Source organism: Pokkaliibacter sp. CJK22405 (genome assembly GCF_046614695.1).
Classification (GTDB): Bacteria; Pseudomonadota; Gammaproteobacteria; order Pseudomonadales; family Balneatricaceae; genus Pokkaliibacter.
On sequence record NZ_JBKKHQ010000023.1, the window covers coordinates 19,640 to 35,194 of the forward strand.

The 15,555-nt window shown below is 55.5% G+C and carries 12 protein-coding genes; 11 read left to right on the forward strand and 1 reads right to left on the reverse strand.

The annotated features are described in order from the left end of the window. The first annotated feature begins 97 nt into the window (after positions 1-97). The 11 genes from rpmE (at position 98) to ACKC9G_RS16150 (ending at position 12,916) form a co-directional block, all read left to right on the forward strand. Complete coding sequence (gene rpmE / locus ACKC9G_RS16100; protein WP_411407249.1) at positions 98-313, forward strand: 50S ribosomal protein L31; 216 nt, start codon at positions 98-100, stop codon at positions 311-313. Between the two features lie 318 nt (positions 314-631). Further along, positions 632-2,278, forward strand: a complete 1,647-nt coding sequence (locus tag ACKC9G_RS16105) for a methyl-accepting chemotaxis protein (RefSeq protein WP_411407251.1) — start codon at positions 632-634, stop codon at positions 2,276-2,278. Positions 2,279-2,533: 255 nt separating this feature from the next. Next, the gene (locus tag ACKC9G_RS16110; protein ID WP_411407253.1) at positions 2,534-4,180 is read left to right on the forward strand and encodes a methyl-accepting chemotaxis protein; all 1,647 of its coding nucleotides are present in this window, start codon (positions 2,534-2,536) and stop codon (positions 4,178-4,180) included. 258 nt (positions 4,181-4,438) lie between these two features. Further along, the gene (locus ACKC9G_RS16115) at positions 4,439-5,707 is read left to right on the forward strand and encodes an ABC transporter substrate-binding protein (protein ID WP_411407255.1); all 1,269 of its coding nucleotides are present in this window, start codon (positions 4,439-4,441) and stop codon (positions 5,705-5,707) included. 95 nt (positions 5,708-5,802) lie between these two features. After that, positions 5,803-6,750, forward strand: a complete 948-nt coding sequence (locus ACKC9G_RS16120) for a carbohydrate ABC transporter permease (protein ID WP_411407257.1) — start codon at positions 5,803-5,805, stop codon at positions 6,748-6,750. After that, positions 6,743-7,618: a carbohydrate ABC transporter permease gene (locus ACKC9G_RS16125; protein WP_411407259.1), complete on the forward strand. Its 876-nt coding sequence runs from the start codon at positions 6,743-6,745 to the stop codon at positions 7,616-7,618. The genes ACKC9G_RS16120 and ACKC9G_RS16125 overlap by 8 nt, the downstream gene beginning before the upstream one ends. Before the next feature lie 79 nt (positions 7,619-7,697). Next, positions 7,698-8,816, forward strand: a complete 1,119-nt coding sequence (locus ACKC9G_RS16130; protein ID WP_411407261.1) for an ABC transporter ATP-binding protein — start codon at positions 7,698-7,700, stop codon at positions 8,814-8,816. 193 nt (positions 8,817-9,009) lie between these two features. Next, positions 9,010-9,645: a hypothetical protein gene (locus ACKC9G_RS16135; RefSeq protein WP_411407263.1), complete on the forward strand. Its 636-nt coding sequence runs from the start codon at positions 9,010-9,012 to the stop codon at positions 9,643-9,645. A gap of 142 nt (positions 9,646-9,787) precedes the next feature. After that, positions 9,788-10,636 carry a S1 RNA-binding domain-containing protein gene (locus tag ACKC9G_RS16140; RefSeq protein ID WP_411407265.1) on the forward strand — a complete coding sequence of 283 codons (849 nt, stop codon included), beginning with the start codon at positions 9,788-9,790 and terminating at the stop codon, positions 10,634-10,636. Positions 10,637-10,765: 129 nt separating this feature from the next. After that, positions 10,766-11,728: a carbohydrate kinase family protein gene (locus tag ACKC9G_RS16145; protein WP_411407267.1), complete on the forward strand. Its 963-nt coding sequence runs from the start codon at positions 10,766-10,768 to the stop codon at positions 11,726-11,728. Positions 11,729-11,731: 3 nt separating this feature from the next. Next, positions 11,732-12,916 (forward strand): AGE family epimerase/isomerase, encoded by a 1,185-nt coding sequence (locus tag ACKC9G_RS16150; RefSeq protein WP_411407269.1) that lies wholly within the window; start codon positions 11,732-11,734, stop codon positions 12,914-12,916. A gap of 92 nt (positions 12,917-13,008) precedes the next feature. Here ACKC9G_RS16150 and ACKC9G_RS16155 read toward each other — a convergent pair whose 3' ends face one another. After that, a complete protein-coding gene (locus ACKC9G_RS16155) occupies positions 13,009-15,516 on the reverse strand; it encodes a penicillin-binding protein 1A (RefSeq protein WP_411407271.1) in 2,508 nt (835 codons plus the stop codon). Between the last annotated feature and the right edge of the window lie 39 nt (positions 15,517-15,555).

Here is a 15,555-nt window from a genome sequence, read left to right on the forward strand (position 1 = left end):
ATGGCATCTTCCGCGGGCAATATTTGCCCTGACTATCTGTGCGGTGCCCGACCCCACGTGGCTTTCGGGTAGCGGCACACATAATGAGGCTATGGTCATGAGACAGGGTATCCACCCAAAGTACAGTGAAATCAAAGTCACCTGTACCTGCGGCAACGAATTCACTACTCGTTCCACCGTTGGTAAAGATCTGCACGTTGACGTGTGCAGCTCCTGCCATCCTTTCTACACCGGCAAGCAGAAAGTCCTGGACACTGCAGGCCGTATCGATCGCTTCAACAAGCGCTTCGGTGGTATCACTCGCAAGGCTTAATCGCCTCTGCTGGTGGAACGATAACAAAGGCGCCTTCGGGCGCCTTTGTTGTTTCTGGAATCTGGCTTCTGACCTGCTGCTTTTCGAACCCTGTTATTGCCCATTGGTCAGCTCACTCCCCTGCGCTGCAATGCGCCCGATGGGGTGCAAATCCGCGCAACAGCGTCAAAAACGCACCTTCTCGTTTTTTTGGCACTTCTTTGGTCGTAAATGCCGGTTTCTCAGGCCTGCAGCCGTATTTTTTGCCGCTATGATACGCGCAATCGCAGCCTCTTCTGGCTGCTGGCTTTGTTATCACTGTTTGATGGAAGTAGCGCCATGAGTTGGTTCAAGCACTTGCGTTTACGCTGGAAAATCACCCTGCCACTGGGCATTGTACTGCTCGCTTCACTCTCTATTGCCACGGAAAACCTGCTGGCGTATCGCGAGCTGATCAACAAGGTGGAATCCTCCAGCCTGACCTATCAGCCCGCGGTAGCCTTGCTGTTGAATGCCGACCGGGATCTCTACCAGGCGCAGGAAGGTGAGCGCGGTGCGGTCTTCAGTCAGCCCGGTAGTGGCATCTTCGCCGAGTTTTCCCAATCCCGGCAGGAAAACGTGCAGCAGGTGCATGACCGTGTCGCCAAGTTTGCTGATCTCATGACCGGGACGGCTTCTCTTAAGCAACCGATTGCGACCTTTGAACGGGAGTTTCTGCATTGGCAGGAGCTGAGCGACCAGGTCATGGCGCTGGCGGGGGGGAGTGATGCCGAGCGTCAGCAGGCACAGACCCTGGCATTTGGTGAGTCCAAAGCGGCCTTTGATGCCCTGCGTCAGACCCTCAGTGAGCTGAGTGATAGCGCTGAAGCGGCCTCCGTGGCGAACAGTGATACCGCACTGACAACGGCGCGCTCTGCCAATACTGTCCAGTTGATTGGCAGTCTGGTGACGATTGTGCTGCTGGTCAGTGCCATCCTGCTGCTGCCGCCTATGGTGACCCGACCCATGAGCCAGCTGCGCGCCCGTCTTGATGACATCAGTAAAGGCGAGGGCGACCTCACTGCGCGTATTGATGTTGAAGGGAGTGATGAAGTCGCCGAGCTGGGTCACAGCTTCAACACCTTTGTCGGCAAGTTGCACCACACCATTCGTGATGTGGTGAGTCAGACCCGGCAACTGGCGCAGGCCTCTGCGCAGCTGGAAAAAGTCGCCAGCCATTCTCAGAAAATCTCCACTGAACAAAATGCTGCCGTGGAATCCATCGTCGCGGCATCCACGGAAATGAGCGCCGTGGTCAATCATGTGGCCGAAAGCACTCAGGCCGCCGCTGCCGAAACCAGTCAGGCTGATACTCATGCAATCCATGGTCAGGATATGGTGCGCTCAACGCTGGATAGCATGCATGCGCTGCAGCGTCATGTGGACAGTGCCTCCTCGGTCATCGGCCAGTTATCTCAGGATGTGGGCGAGATTTCCTCAGTACTCGGCATCATTCAGGGGATTGCCGAACAAACCAACCTGCTGGCGCTGAATGCGGCGATTGAAGCGGCGCGAGCCGGTGAGCAGGGCCGTGGTTTTGCGGTCGTTGCTGATGAAGTCCGTTCGCTGGCAAGCCGCACTCAGCAGTCCACACAGGATATTGACCGCATGATTGAACGCCTGAAAACCGGTGCGACCAATGCGGTGAATTCCATGCAACAGGGCGCCAGTCAGGCGACGCGGACCGCCGAGCAGGCGCAGCAGACAGATGAAGTGCTGCAGGCAATTGGCGCGGCTATTCGGCATATTCGCGATATGAGCCATCAGATCTCGACCGCTTCGGAAGAGCAAAGCTCGACCACTGAAGACATCACCCGTCATATCACCCATATTGGTGATCTGTCGCGGGACAACGCCCAGGAAGCCCGGCAGGTCACTGAGGCCAGCGATTACCTCAACCAGCTGTCGGTATCCCTGAACCGTGTGCTGGGTCAATTCAAAGTCTGATCCTGCGGATTCACTCCCGGCCTCGCCGGGAGTTCCCTTCTTCATCCTTCCTTGTCGTCAAACTGTCCGAAAGTGTCCAGAGGCGGTTTGTCTGTGTCATGAAAAATCGGATCTCTCGGTCTACTATCCAGAAACAAAGAAAAATTAATCGTTGCTAAACCCGTCTCTCGGCTCTATGAGCGTTATATGAGCGACGGGCGCAGGGGCGCCAGGCAGTAATGGTCGTCCTTTCATGACGTTTCTGGAGGTCATCTTATGTCCTGGTTCAAAAACCTGAGCCTGCGCTGGAAAATTCTGCTGCCTTTGCTGCTGATCTTTATCGTCACCAGCTGGGTCAGTATTCACAATATTTTTGAGTTCCGAACCCTTAAAGAGGATGTGACTCAGGAAGCGAATAACTTTCTGCCAGCAGTATCGCTGGTACTGAATGCCGACCGGGACTTTTACCAGGCTCTCGAAGGTGAGCGCGGTGCCGTCATGGCGGCGGGCAACAAAGAGCTGTATCAGAGCTTTGTGGAGGAGGCCCGTGAAAACGCCGATCAGGTCGAGGAGCGAGTCAGCAAAGCGAGTAAGGCGGTGCCCCGGTTGCTGACAGAGGCGAAACTAAACGCGTTCAATAAAGGCTTTGCCGAATGGCGCCAGCTGAACGAACAGGTGCTGGCGTTAGCGGAAAAAGGGGATGCTGAGTCCCTGAAGCAGGCGCAAGCCCTGAGTCTTGGAGAAGCTCGCGCCAAGTTTGATGCGGTACGTGACCAGCTTAACGAGTTTGGTGAACTGATCGATCAAAAAGCCGCTCAGGTGGGGGCGCATGGTGTCGCGGAGTCCCAGCAAGCCATCACGGTGCAGATTATCAGCACGATAGTCACTATGGTGTTGCTGATCATTGTGGGTCTGCTGCTACCCAGCATGGTGATGCGTCCTCTGACGCAACTGCGCCAGCGTCTGGATGATCTGGGTAAAGGTGAGGGTGATCTCACTGTGCGTCTGGATGAAACCCGTGGCGATGAGTACGGCCAGCTGGCCCACAGTTTTAACGAGTTTGTTGCCAAGCTGCATGGCACCATTGCCGATGTGGTGCAGCAAACCCGCAGTGTCACTGATGCTGCCCGAGAGCTGGAAGAAGTCTCCGGCAAGGCGCAGCTGATTTCCGCCGAACAAAGCCGTGCGGTGGAATCCATCGTCGCCGCGGCGGATGAAATGAATTCAGTGGTGCGTCATGTGGCAGAAAGCACTCAACATGCTGCGCAGGAAACCCAGGCGGCCAACGGCCATTCTGATCATGTGCAGAAAGTGCTGGGCACAACCCTTGAGAGCATGAACAACCTGCTCAGTAATGTTGCGGGTGCCTCGCAAGTGGTGCAGAAGCTGGCAGAAGATGTGGAGCAGATTTCCTCGGTGCTGGTCATTATTCAGAGCATTGCCGAGCAGACTAACCTCCTGGCGCTGAACGCGGCCATTGAGGCGGCGCGTGCCGGTGAACAGGGCCGTGGCTTTGCCGTGGTTGCTGATGAAGTCCGCTCGCTGGCCAGTCGCACGCAGCAGTCCACTCAGGATATCAACCGTATGATCGAAGAGCTGCAAACCGGCGTGCAAACTGTGGTGAACAGCCGTGGCCAGAGTGCCGAACAGGCCAAAGGCATGGTGTCTCAGGCCGAAGAAAGTCGCGAAGCCCTGCAGGCCATTGTCAGTGCGATTCGCCATATCCGCGATATGACCAACCAGATTTCCACTGCCTCTGAAGAGCAAAGTGCCACCACGGATCAGATCGTGGGGCATATCAATCACATTGGTGAGCTGTCCCGCCAGAATGCGCAGGAAGCTCAGGGAGTTTCCCGCGCCAGTGAGCATCTGAATACCTTGTCCGATGATCTGAACCGGGTACTGGGCCGCTTTAAAGTCTGATAGTCGCGCAGGATAGCCTGCAGCTGTTCTTGCAAAGCCCTGCGAATCCTCGCGGGGCTTTTTGTTTTAAGGCCCCGTCATTACTGGCTTAGCAGTAATGTTGCAAGCTCGTAATATTCTACTAACCTTTTGTAGGGTTATATAACTCGTCTATTTCCAACCACTTATATAATTTTTACTAACGCTCTGGCGTTTAGACGATTGAGAGCGCTTCCTCAGAGAAGATTATCCCGACAAAAATAATACAGGGGTCACAATATGATTCGTTTGAAGCCACTCATGCTGGCAGCCGCCGTAGGTCTGTCTGCATTCTCCGCTGCTGCATCTTCCTATGCTGCTGGTCAGGTTGAAGTCCTGCACTGGTGGACCTCTGGTGGTGAGGCAAAATCAGTCGCTGAGCTGAAAAAGCTGCTGGAGAAAGAAGGCTATACCTGGAAAGATTTCGCGGTCGCTGGTGGCGGCGGTGACAGTGCCATGACGGTACTGAAATCCCGCGCGGTTTCCGGCAACCCTCCTACTGCTGCACAGATCAAAGGCCCTGAAATTCAGGAGTGGGCGGAGCTTGGCTTCCTGACCAACCTTGATGATGTCGCAGACAAGAACAACTGGGACAAACTTCTGCCCAAAGTCGTCGCCGATGGCATGAAATACGAAGGCCATTATGTCGCCGTGCCTGTTAACGTTCACCGCGTTAACTGGATGTGGGGTAACCCTGAAGTCATGAAAAAAGCCGGTGTGGAAACCATGCCCACTAACTGGGATGAGTTCTTTGCTGATGCTGACAAGATCAAGGCGGCAGGCTTTATCCCACTGGCCCACGGTGGTCAGGACTGGCAGGACGCAACCACTTTCGAAGCGGTAGCGCTGTCAGTCGGTGGTCCCGAGTTTTTCCGCAAAGCCTTCGTCGATCTGGATGATGATGCTCTGGGCGGCGAAACCATGGTCAAGACCCTGAAAACCTTCAAGCGTCTGCGTGACTACATTGATCCTGATGCTGCTGGCCGTGACTGGAACCTGGCAACCGCCATGGTTATCAATGGCAAAGCTGCTTTCCAGATCATGGGTGACTGGGCCAAAGGTGAGTTCCTGAATGCCGGTAAAGTGGCAGGCAAGGACTTCCTCTGCGCTGCCGTGCCAGGTACTGCCAACGCTTACACCTACAACATCGACTCCTTCGCCATGTTCAAAGTGAAGAACAAGGATGACAAGGCTGCTCAGGATGCGCTGGCGCGTATCATCATGGAGCCTACCTTCCAGAAAGTCTTCAACCTGAACAAAGGCTCCATCCCTGTTCGTCCTGATATCGACATGGCTGACTTCGATGCCTGTGCGCACAAGTCCATGGAAGATTTCCAGGCCGATGCCAAAGCCGGCACGTTGCTGCCTTCTATGGCTCACGGTATGGCAGCCAGTTCCTATGTCAAAGGTGCGATCTACGACGTAGTAACCAACTTCTTTAACGATGCTGACATGACTGCGGAAGAAGCAGCAGAGCGTCTGGTTAAAGCGGTTGATGCGGCAGGCTAATGCTGAACGCTGAGTGACGGTAAGGCCGTCACTCTCGTCAGATTGTCTCCACCGGACCCGGTTCCGGGTCCGGTTCTGATGTAAAAGGTGACCCCATGTCTAATCAAAATCCTGCTCTGGATTCCAGAGGGGCCGGTGCTGTGCACCCTCAAAAAAGCCCTCGTTTGACAGACAGACTGCAGGACTGGCTGCCGAAGCTGGTGCTGGCACCGTCTTTTCTGATCAGTCTGGTCTTTGTTTACGGCTTTATTATCTGGACAGGTGCGTTGTCCCTGACCAACTCCCGCATGCTGCCAAGCTTCAACAAGTGGGTTGGCTTCAAGCAATACGTGCGCTTGTTCGAGAACGAACGCTGGACCGTGGCGGCAACCAACCTGCTGATTTTTGGTGGTCTGTTTGTACTGATTTGCCTGTTGCTGGGCGCGATTTTTGCGGTTTTTCTTGACCAGCAGATTCGTCAGGAAGGGGCCATTCGAACCATTTATCTCTATCCCATGGCATTGTCATTCATCGTTACAGGTACGGCCTGGAAGTGGATTCTTAACCCCGGCATGGGCCTTGAAAAACTGATGCATGACTGGGGCTGGACCAGCTTCGAGTTCGACTGGCTGGTGAACCCGGACATGGCGATTTACACCCTGGTTATTGCCGCTGTGTGGCAGTCCTCCGGTTTTGTGATGGCGATGTTTCTGGCGGGGCTTCGTGGAGTGGATAACTCCATGATCAAGGCCGCGCAGCTGGACGGTGCTTCCATGCCGACGATTTACCGCCGTATCGTCCTGCCGACCCTGCGTCCTGTGCTGTTCAGCGCGGTGATGATTCTGGCGCACATTGCCATCAAGAGCTTTGATCTGGTTATGGCGCTGACCAACGGCGGCCCCGGTTACTCCACCGATTTACCTGCCACCTTTATGTACGCCTATAGCTTTACCCGCAGCCAGATCGGTCTGGGTTCGGCCTCCGCCATCATGATGCTGGCCGGTGTGCTGGCGATTCTGGTGCCTTATCTCTATTCCGAACTGAGGAGCAAGCGCAATGGCTGAGGTAAAACATATCTCTGGCGGTGAGCGCGTGGCTCGCCTTGGTATCTACGCGATCCTGATCGTGGCGGCGCTGGTGTATCTGCTGCCTCTGGTGGTCATGCTGCTGACGTCAGTGAAAAGCCTTGAGGATATCCGCACCGGTAACATCATCAGCTGGCCGACTGAGTTTGTCTTCGATGCTTGGGGCAAAGCCTGGTCGACCGCTTGCACCGGTGTTTCCTGTGAGGGCATGAGCGGCTTCTTCTGGAACTCCTTCCAGATTGTTATCCCAGCGGTGCTGATTTCTACCGCTGTCGGGGCGCTGAACGGCTATGCCCTGACCAAGTGGCGCTTCAAAGGCAGCGAGATGTTCTTCGCCCTGATGCTGTTTGGCTGCTTTATTCCTTTCCAGGTGGTTTTGCTGCCCATGGCGCAAACCCTGGGCATGGTGGGCCTGGCCAGTACCACGGCGGGTCTGGTGTTTGTGCACGTTGTGTACGGTATCGCTTTTACCACGCTGTTCTTCCGAAATTTCTATGTCGGTATTCCGAATGAGCTGGTGCTGGCGGCGAAGCTGGATGGTGCCGGTTTCTTCCGTATTTTCTGGCGTATTCTGCTGCCGGTATCGGCGCCGATCATCGTCGTTTGCATCATCTGGCAGTTCACTCAGATCTGGAATGACTTCCTGTTCGGTGTGGTGTTCTCCGGTCCGGAAAACAAACCCATCACCGTGGCACTTAACAATCTGGTGAATACCACTACCGGGGTGAAGGAATACAACGTCGACATGGCGGCTGCCATCATCGCGGCGCTACCGACCCTCGTGGTCTATGTCGCTGCCGGTAAATACTTTGTTCGTGGTCTGACCGCAGGTGCGGTGAAGGGCTGATTCGCCGGGGGAGGCGGTTGGAGTCAGGCTCATCGCCTCCCGATCCCGCGCTGTCGTGTTTTAGTGAGGAGTCCAATCAATGGCCGCACTCGATATCAAAGACGTATACAAGGACTACGGTAAAGTCCGGGTTCTGAAAGACATTAACATCAGCATCGACTCCGGTGAGTTCCTGATTCTGGTTGGGCCATCGGGCTGTGGTAAATCCACGCTGATGAACTCTATCGCCGGTCTGGATGAGATCACCTCCGGCTCCATCTGTATTGGTGGCGATGATGTCAGCAAGCGCTCGCCGAAAGACCGTGATATCGCCATGGTGTTCCAATCCTACGCGCTCTATCCCTCCATGAGCGTGCGCGAGAACATCGCTTTTGGTCTGGAAATGCGCAAGGTGCCGAAGACCGAGCGCGAGCAGGAAGTCGAGCGTGTCGCCAAAATGCTGCAGATCGAACACTTGCTGGATCGTAAACCTGCCCAGCTCTCGGGTGGCCAGCGTCAGCGTGTGGCGATGGGGCGGGCGCTGGCTCGCAAGCCGAAGATCTATCTTTTCGATGAGCCGCTGTCCAACCTTGATGCCAAGCTTCGCGTCGAAATGCGTACTGAAATCAAGAAGTTGCACCAGCAGCTTCGCACCACCATCGTTTATGTGACCCATGATCAGATCGAAGCCATGACGCTGGCTGACCGTATTGCAGTCATGCGCGATGGCGTGGTGCTGCAACTGGATACGCCTCAGAACATCTATGACAACCCGGTCAATATGTTTGTGGCAGGCTTTATGGGCTCGCCAGCGATGAACTTTATCAAGGCGCCGCTTACCAAGCTGAATGCGGGTTATGGCGTGACCATTACCAATCAGGCAGGCGAAAAATTTGAACTCCCTCTGCCGCAGGCCAGCTCCAGCGCGCTGGATGCCTGGGTGGGCAAAGAGGTGATTCTGGGCCTGCGCCCTGAACAGATCACCCATGTGATGCCGCACCGACAGTCAGAAGCGCTGTGCTTCACTCTGCCTGCACGGGTTGAGGTGGCTGAGCCCACAGGGGCGGATACCCTGATTGAAGTCTTCTTTAATGGTCAGGAAGTGGATGCCCGTATCGAGCCACGCAGCCAGGCTCCAGTCGGAAGCCCGATGGAGCTGATGCTGGATATGAGCAAGGCGGTGCTGTTTGATCCCTCCAATGAGGAGCGCCTGGGCTGATTTCGGGTTTCTTTTGTGAGTATCCCGTTCCGGGTTTCCCGGTGCGGGTAAGGCATGGCGGTTAACAGCGTGCGAGCTGTAAAACGTCCTTTTGGATGCCAGTCATTTCGGTGACTGGCTTTTTTTATTCAGTTTTTCGCTCTATGGCCGATAACTCCTGACATCAAGGCAATAACGTGGTGGGAGTGACGACATGAACTGGTTTGGGCAACTGCGCCGATGCTGGCAAAAACTGGGCAGCGATGCGGTCTCACCTGAGGCTAAAACCTGTGCATTGTCGTTGGCTGGCGAAGCGGTTTGCTCCGCGACCGAGCAGGATGTCCCCGCGTTTTTTCAGCAGTCCTTACAGCGCTGGCGTTCTTTGTCGCGCAGTTTGCAGGTGCTGGTGCGCACTCCGCCCATGAATTCTGAGAGCGCTCGTGTTCAGGTGCGCCAGATCAGCGAAGTGCTGGGTCATATGGAAACCGTGCTGGATCAGCTGACGGCGGCCCGGGCGGATCAGTGGCTCGACACTGATACACACGATGCGATGCTCAGCGATCTTATGCGCTGTGAGCAGCATCTGCGATTTCTCAAAACCCTGATGGATGAACTTGAGCGCCGACCACGTCAGCTGGCGGAAAGCGCGTTGCGCCATACCCGCCAATTATGGGCTTCCCTGCATGCTTTGCTGGAAGGTGAGGTGCAGCGTGAAGATCACGAGCAACGTGAGCGTTATCTGCGCCAGGCCGTGGCAGCTCAGGCCTTCGCGGCGCAGGGTGAACCGTCCGGCGATACCTCCCGATCTGCTGGGCGAGTGGCTCAGTCAATGACGATGCTCGAATCCTGAGTGTCACTGCCGTTTTCAACGACAGAGGGCTACGGCCCTCTTTCTTTTTCACCGCGGTAAGCGGATCACGTCAAAGCCATACCTGCCCACTGTCGACTCCGTTACAATAGGCCCTTTCCACGGCAACAGCAGAGGGCTTCTCATGGTACAGATCGGTCGCTTCAATCGCCTTCAGGTGACGCGCATGCAGGATATTGGCGCGCGGCTGGATGCCGGTCGCTGGGGAAGTATCCTGCTGCCCAAGCGTTATGTCCCTGACAACTGCCAGCTCGGTGATGAGCTGGATGTGTTTATTTATCTCGACTCTGAAGATCGTCTGATCGCTTCAACCCAGGCACCCAAAGTGCTGGTGGGTGAATGCGCCTCCCTCAAATGCGTCAGCATCGGCCCGATGGGGGCTTTCCTCGACTGGGGCATGCCCAAGGATCTGTTTGTACCCTTTGCTGAGATGGCGAAGCCGATGGAGGAGGGCAAGTATTATCTGGTGCACGTTTATCTGGATAACAGTAACCGCCTGGCGGCCTCATCCAAGCTGGATCGTTTTATTGATGAGACGGGGCATCAGTATCGCCGTGGCCAGTTGGTGGATCTGCTGATTGGTGAGCGCACAGATCTTGGCTACAAGGCCGTGATCAATCACACCAGCTGGGGGCTGCTGTATCACTCCGAGATCTTCAAGCCAATTCGCAAGGGGTTTCGCATCAAGGGCTTTATCCGTGGTGTGCGTGAAGATGGCAAGGTGGAGCTGTCGCTGGAAAAGCCGGGCTATGGCCGTATCAACGATATTGCTGAGCGGGTGTTGAGCCAGCTCACGGCGGCTGGCGGGCATTTGCCGCTATCGGACAAGAGTGCCCCCGAGGCGATTCAGGAAACCTTTGGCATCAGCAAGGGCGCGTTCAAACAAGCTATTGGCGCGCTGTATAAGCAGCAGCTGATTACGATTGAAAAAGGCGGAATTCGTCTGGTCGATGAAGACGCGACTAAAGCCTGAGGGGCGGGAATAGGCAGGGCAAACTCGCCTTTGCTATCATGCCGCACACGAATGAAAACGTTTTCAGGGGAGGGCGTTCTGCACGCCGTCTCCGCCATTTTTGAGCCTATCCAATAAGGAAAACAAACTATGTGGCCAGTCTGGTGTTTTGGTGAAGTTCTGATCGACTTTCTGAATATTGGCGCAACGGAAGAAGCCGGTCTGTCCCTGGCTGAGTTGCGTCAGTATCCCGGCGGTGCTCCGGCGAATGCGGCAGTTGCCGTTGCCCAGCTTGGCGGTAAAGCCGGTTTTATTGGTCAGGTGGGCGATGATGCGTTTGGTCACTTCCTGCTGGATGCCTTGCAAAAGAAAGGCGTCGATACCTCCCGTACTGTTATCCATCCGGATGCACCGACACCTCTGGCTTTCGTCCTGCTGGATGAGAATGGCGAGCGCAGTTTCGAGTTTATGCGTCGCAACAGTGCTGACGTGCTCTTCCGCCCTGATCAGTTCAAAGCGGAATGGTTCCAGGGCGAAGGGATTATGCACCTGTGTTCCAACACGCTGACGGAAGAGTCCATCGCCAATACCACGCTGCATGGCGTAAAGCTGGCACGCGACGCCGGCTGGTGGGTGACTGTCGATGTCAACCTGCGTGCTAACCTCTGGCCGAACAAGTTGGTGGATACCCAGCGTGTGGATGCCCTGTGCAAGCTGGCTCATGTGATCAAAATTTCCCGCGAGGAACTGAACGTCATGGGCGGCGAAGCCATGCTTCCTCTATGGCTGGCGGCAGGCGTGAAGCTGATCGTTGTGAGTGATGACGGCAATCCGCTGTATTTTGCCACCCGTGATCATTCTGGCTGGGTTGATGCGCCTAAAGTGAAGGTCGTTGATACCAACGCCGCGGGTGACAGCTTCTCGGGTGCGATGCTTTACACCCTGTCACGTTGTCTGCCGAATAACCCGCAACTGCTGGATGATGAAGGCTCCCTGCGTGCCCTGGTCAGCTTTGCCGCGGCCTGTGGCAGTCATACCGTTCAGCGTCGCGGTGCTTTCCCGGCGCTGCCTGGCTTTGCTGATGTTGCTGAGGCCTGGACACTGGAGGGCTAAACCATGGATTTCTTCAATCCTGCCCGTCTGGAAGAGCATGTGCGTAAAACCATGGGGTTTTACCACCCGCGGGTTATTGATACTCAAGGCGGCTTTTTCCAGTATCTGAAAGACGATGGTGAAGTGTATAACGCCAGCCATCGCCATCTGGTTTCCAGTACCCGTTACGTCTTTACCTATGCGCGTTATGCCATGCATTTCGATGCGCCGGAGTATTTGCGCTGGGCGCAGCATGGGCTGGACTATCTGGAACAAACACACTTTCAGAGCGCCTATCAGGGCTATGCCTGGACGATCGAGAGCGGGCAGGCTGAGGACACGACGAACCATTGCTATGGGTTAGCCTTTGTCATTCTGGCCTATGCCACGGCACTCAAGGCGGGAATCACCGCCGCCCGCGAGGGCCTCTATCGTGCCCATGCCTTGCAAAGTCGCCACTTCTGGCTGCCAGAGCATAACCTCTATGCCGATGAGGCGGATGCGAGCTGGAGCGTTGGTGAGTATCGTGGCCAGAATGCCAATATGCACAGCTGCGAAGCCATGCTCTGCGCCTATGAGGCTACTGGTGATCGCCAGTTTCTGGATCGTGCGCTGGCGGTGGCCCGCACTATGTGCCAGCGACTGGCGCCACTGGGTGGCGGTCTGATATGGGAACATTACAACACGGACTGGCAGGTTGATTGGGATTACAACAAGGAAGATCCCAAGCACCTGTTTCGTCCCTGGGGTTTTCAGGTAGGTCATCAGACCGAATGGGCAAAGCTGCTGGTATTGCTGGAGCGTCATGCGCCTGAAGAATCTTGGTTGCTTCCCTGGGCGGAGCATTTTTTTCTGACTTCAGTGCCCGCAGGCTGGGATGAGGTTCGCGGTGGTCTGGTCTACGGGCTGGCACCTGACATGACCGTCTGTGATGGTGATAAGTACTTCTGGGTTCAGGCCGAAACGCTGGCAGCGGCGGCGCTGTTAGGTGAGCGCACCGGCGATCAGCGCTACTGGCGCTGGTATCAGAAAATCTGGGAGTTCAGCTGGGATCACATGATCGATCATGCTCATGGTGGCTGGTATCGCATTCTGAGCCCTGAGAATGCCGCCTATTCGGATGAGAAGAGCCCGGCAGGCAAGGTGGATTATCACACCATGGGTGCATGTTACGACATGATTGGCGTGCTGAATCGTCTCAAGGGTTAAGCATGCTGAGATGTTTGCCCTGGGTACAATAAAAAAACCGCGATGTGAGTCGCGGTTTTTTTGTGCCTGAAGAGGCCTGTTGCTGACTCAGGTCAGAACAGGTCTTCCGGAGTGATGGTCTTCTGCACTTCACCATCGGCATTCATTTTCAGCGCAGGTGGTGCCAGTTCTTCCTGGAAGAGCTCGAACATACCATCCGTACCGGGAGGTGCGCGCAGACCTGTTTGTGGGTTGATACGCACACTGACAATGCCGGCAGGACGTTTGGGCTCGTCTTCCGGAACACCTTTCAGGGCATAAGCCATGTACTCCATCCAGGCTGGCAGCGCGGCAACAGCGCCGAACTCATGACGGCCAAGCGTCGTTGGCTTATCGAATCCTACCCAGACAGAGGTGGCAATCTTGGAGTTGTAGCCGGAGAACCAGGCATCGACCTGATCGTTGGTCGTTCCGGTTTTGCCTGCCAGATCGGTACGCTTCAGCGCTGAGGCTTTATGGCCGGTACCCTGACGGATAACGTCTTTCAGCATATCGGTGATCAGGAAGTTCGCACGCGGCTCCATGATCTGCTTGGCGACCGGATGGCCATCGGCAGTCAGAGACTCCTCTTTCTCGACGCAGCTGGAGCAAACGCGCGAGGCGTTATTCTCGATCAGCACATCGCCGTCTTCGTTTTCGACCCGATCAATCAGATAGGGCGAAACCTTGTAGCCGCCGTTGGCAATAGAGGCATAGCCAGTGACCAGCTCCAGTGGCGTGATGGACGCGGTGCCCAGTGCCAGTGAAAGACCGTGAGGCAGCTGGTTCGGGTCAAAGCCGAACTTGCTCAGGTAACTGATGCCCGTATCAATACCGATGGCGCGCAACAGGCGAATCGATACCAGGTTACGTGACAGAAACAGCGCCTTGCGCATGGGCGTTGGGCCATAGAACTTGCCGCCGGAGTTCTCCGGACGCCAGGCGCCTGACGCCAGGCTTGGGTCATCATAAACAATGGGAGAGTCGTTAATGATGCTGCCGGGGGCAAAACCGTTTTCCAGTGCTGCCGAGTAAATGAATGGCTTGATGTTCGAGCCTGGCTGGCGGCGCGCCTGAGTCGCACGATTAAACTTCGATTGGTAGAAGTTAAAGCCACCGCTCAGGGCCAGAATCGCACCATCTTCCGGGCGCAGGCTGGCAAGAGCACCCTGAACCTCTGGCAGTTGGCTCAGGCGCCAGTTAAGGCTGGCCAGATCCGGTTTGGCTGGTTCATCGGAAGTTGCATCAGCGGCGACTGCATCTGTTGCAGAATCGGCACTGTCAGCCGTTGCAGGAGTATCTGCAGTGGCGTCATCCTCGACATCACGTACTGCCTGAGGCTCTGGCTGATCTTCTGCAGCAACACGAACCACATCACCCACGCTCAGGATATCAGCAGCATTTTTGGGGACAGGGCCCAGGCTGTTTACATTGATATGCTTGCGCGCCCACTTAAGTCCATCCCAGTCGATGCTGATGACAGTGCCGTCGCTCAATAGCGCCTTGATGCTCTTATCAGCCACTTCGGTGACCAGTGCAGGGCGGACATTGTTATACGAAGGAATCTTGCTCAGCTTCTTCAGATTGTCCTCGGAAGCGCTGGTGTCATCCCAGTGATCTTCAGGACCACGGTAGCCATGACGATAGCTGTAGGCCAGCAGGGCATCCGACAGACTGCGATCGGCCTTGGCCTGAAAGTCACTGCGAATGGTGGTGTAAACGCGGTAACCACCTTCGTAAAGGTCAGGATAGCGATCGACCAGATCTGCGCGAACCATCTCGGAGACGTAAGGCGCATCCAGCTCGGTCTGCAGACCATGATAGACCGCGGTATTAGCCTCGGCGGTAGCGTTCTCGTAGGAAACGTCGTCGATATAGCCCAGATCCAGCATGCGACGAAGAATCCAGTTGCGGCGTTCCATCGCTCGTTTCGGATTCGCAATCGGGTTGTAGGCAGAAGGTGCTTTGGGCAGTCCGGCGATCATCGCCATCTGCGCAAGGCTCAGTTCATTGATGGACTTGCCGTAATAAACCTGGGCAGCTGACTCGATACCGTAGGCGCGGTTGCCCAGATAAATCTTGTTCACGTACAGCTGGAAGATCTCATGCTTGCTCAGCTCCTGCTCCATTTGCAGCGACAGCAGAATTTCCGAGAACTTACGGCCGAAGGTCTGTTGACGGGTCAGGAAGAAGTTACGCGCCACCTGCATGGTGATGGTAGATCCACCACTTTGGATATGGCCGGTTTTGATCAGCTGGACTGCTGCACGGGACAGGCCTTTGATATCGATGCCGTGGTGGGTCTCAAACCGCGAATCTTCCGCAGCGTAGAATGCCTTCACGAACAAAGGAGGTATGACATCGTAGTCTACCGGTGAGCGGCGCTTTTCTCCGAACTCACCAATCAGCTTGCCATCTGAGCTATAAATACGCAGAGGCGTTTGCAATTGAACGGTTCGAAGGGTCTCGACATCGGGCAGTGTTGGGGCAATTTGGCGGTAAATGACAAATGCGGCGAGGGCGCCAACAACGGCACCTACCAGACACAGCCAGAACAGCCAGCGAAAAATCGCGCGTAGCATTATGAGTAATATCCTGATTTGATGGAGCGGTTTCCAGGC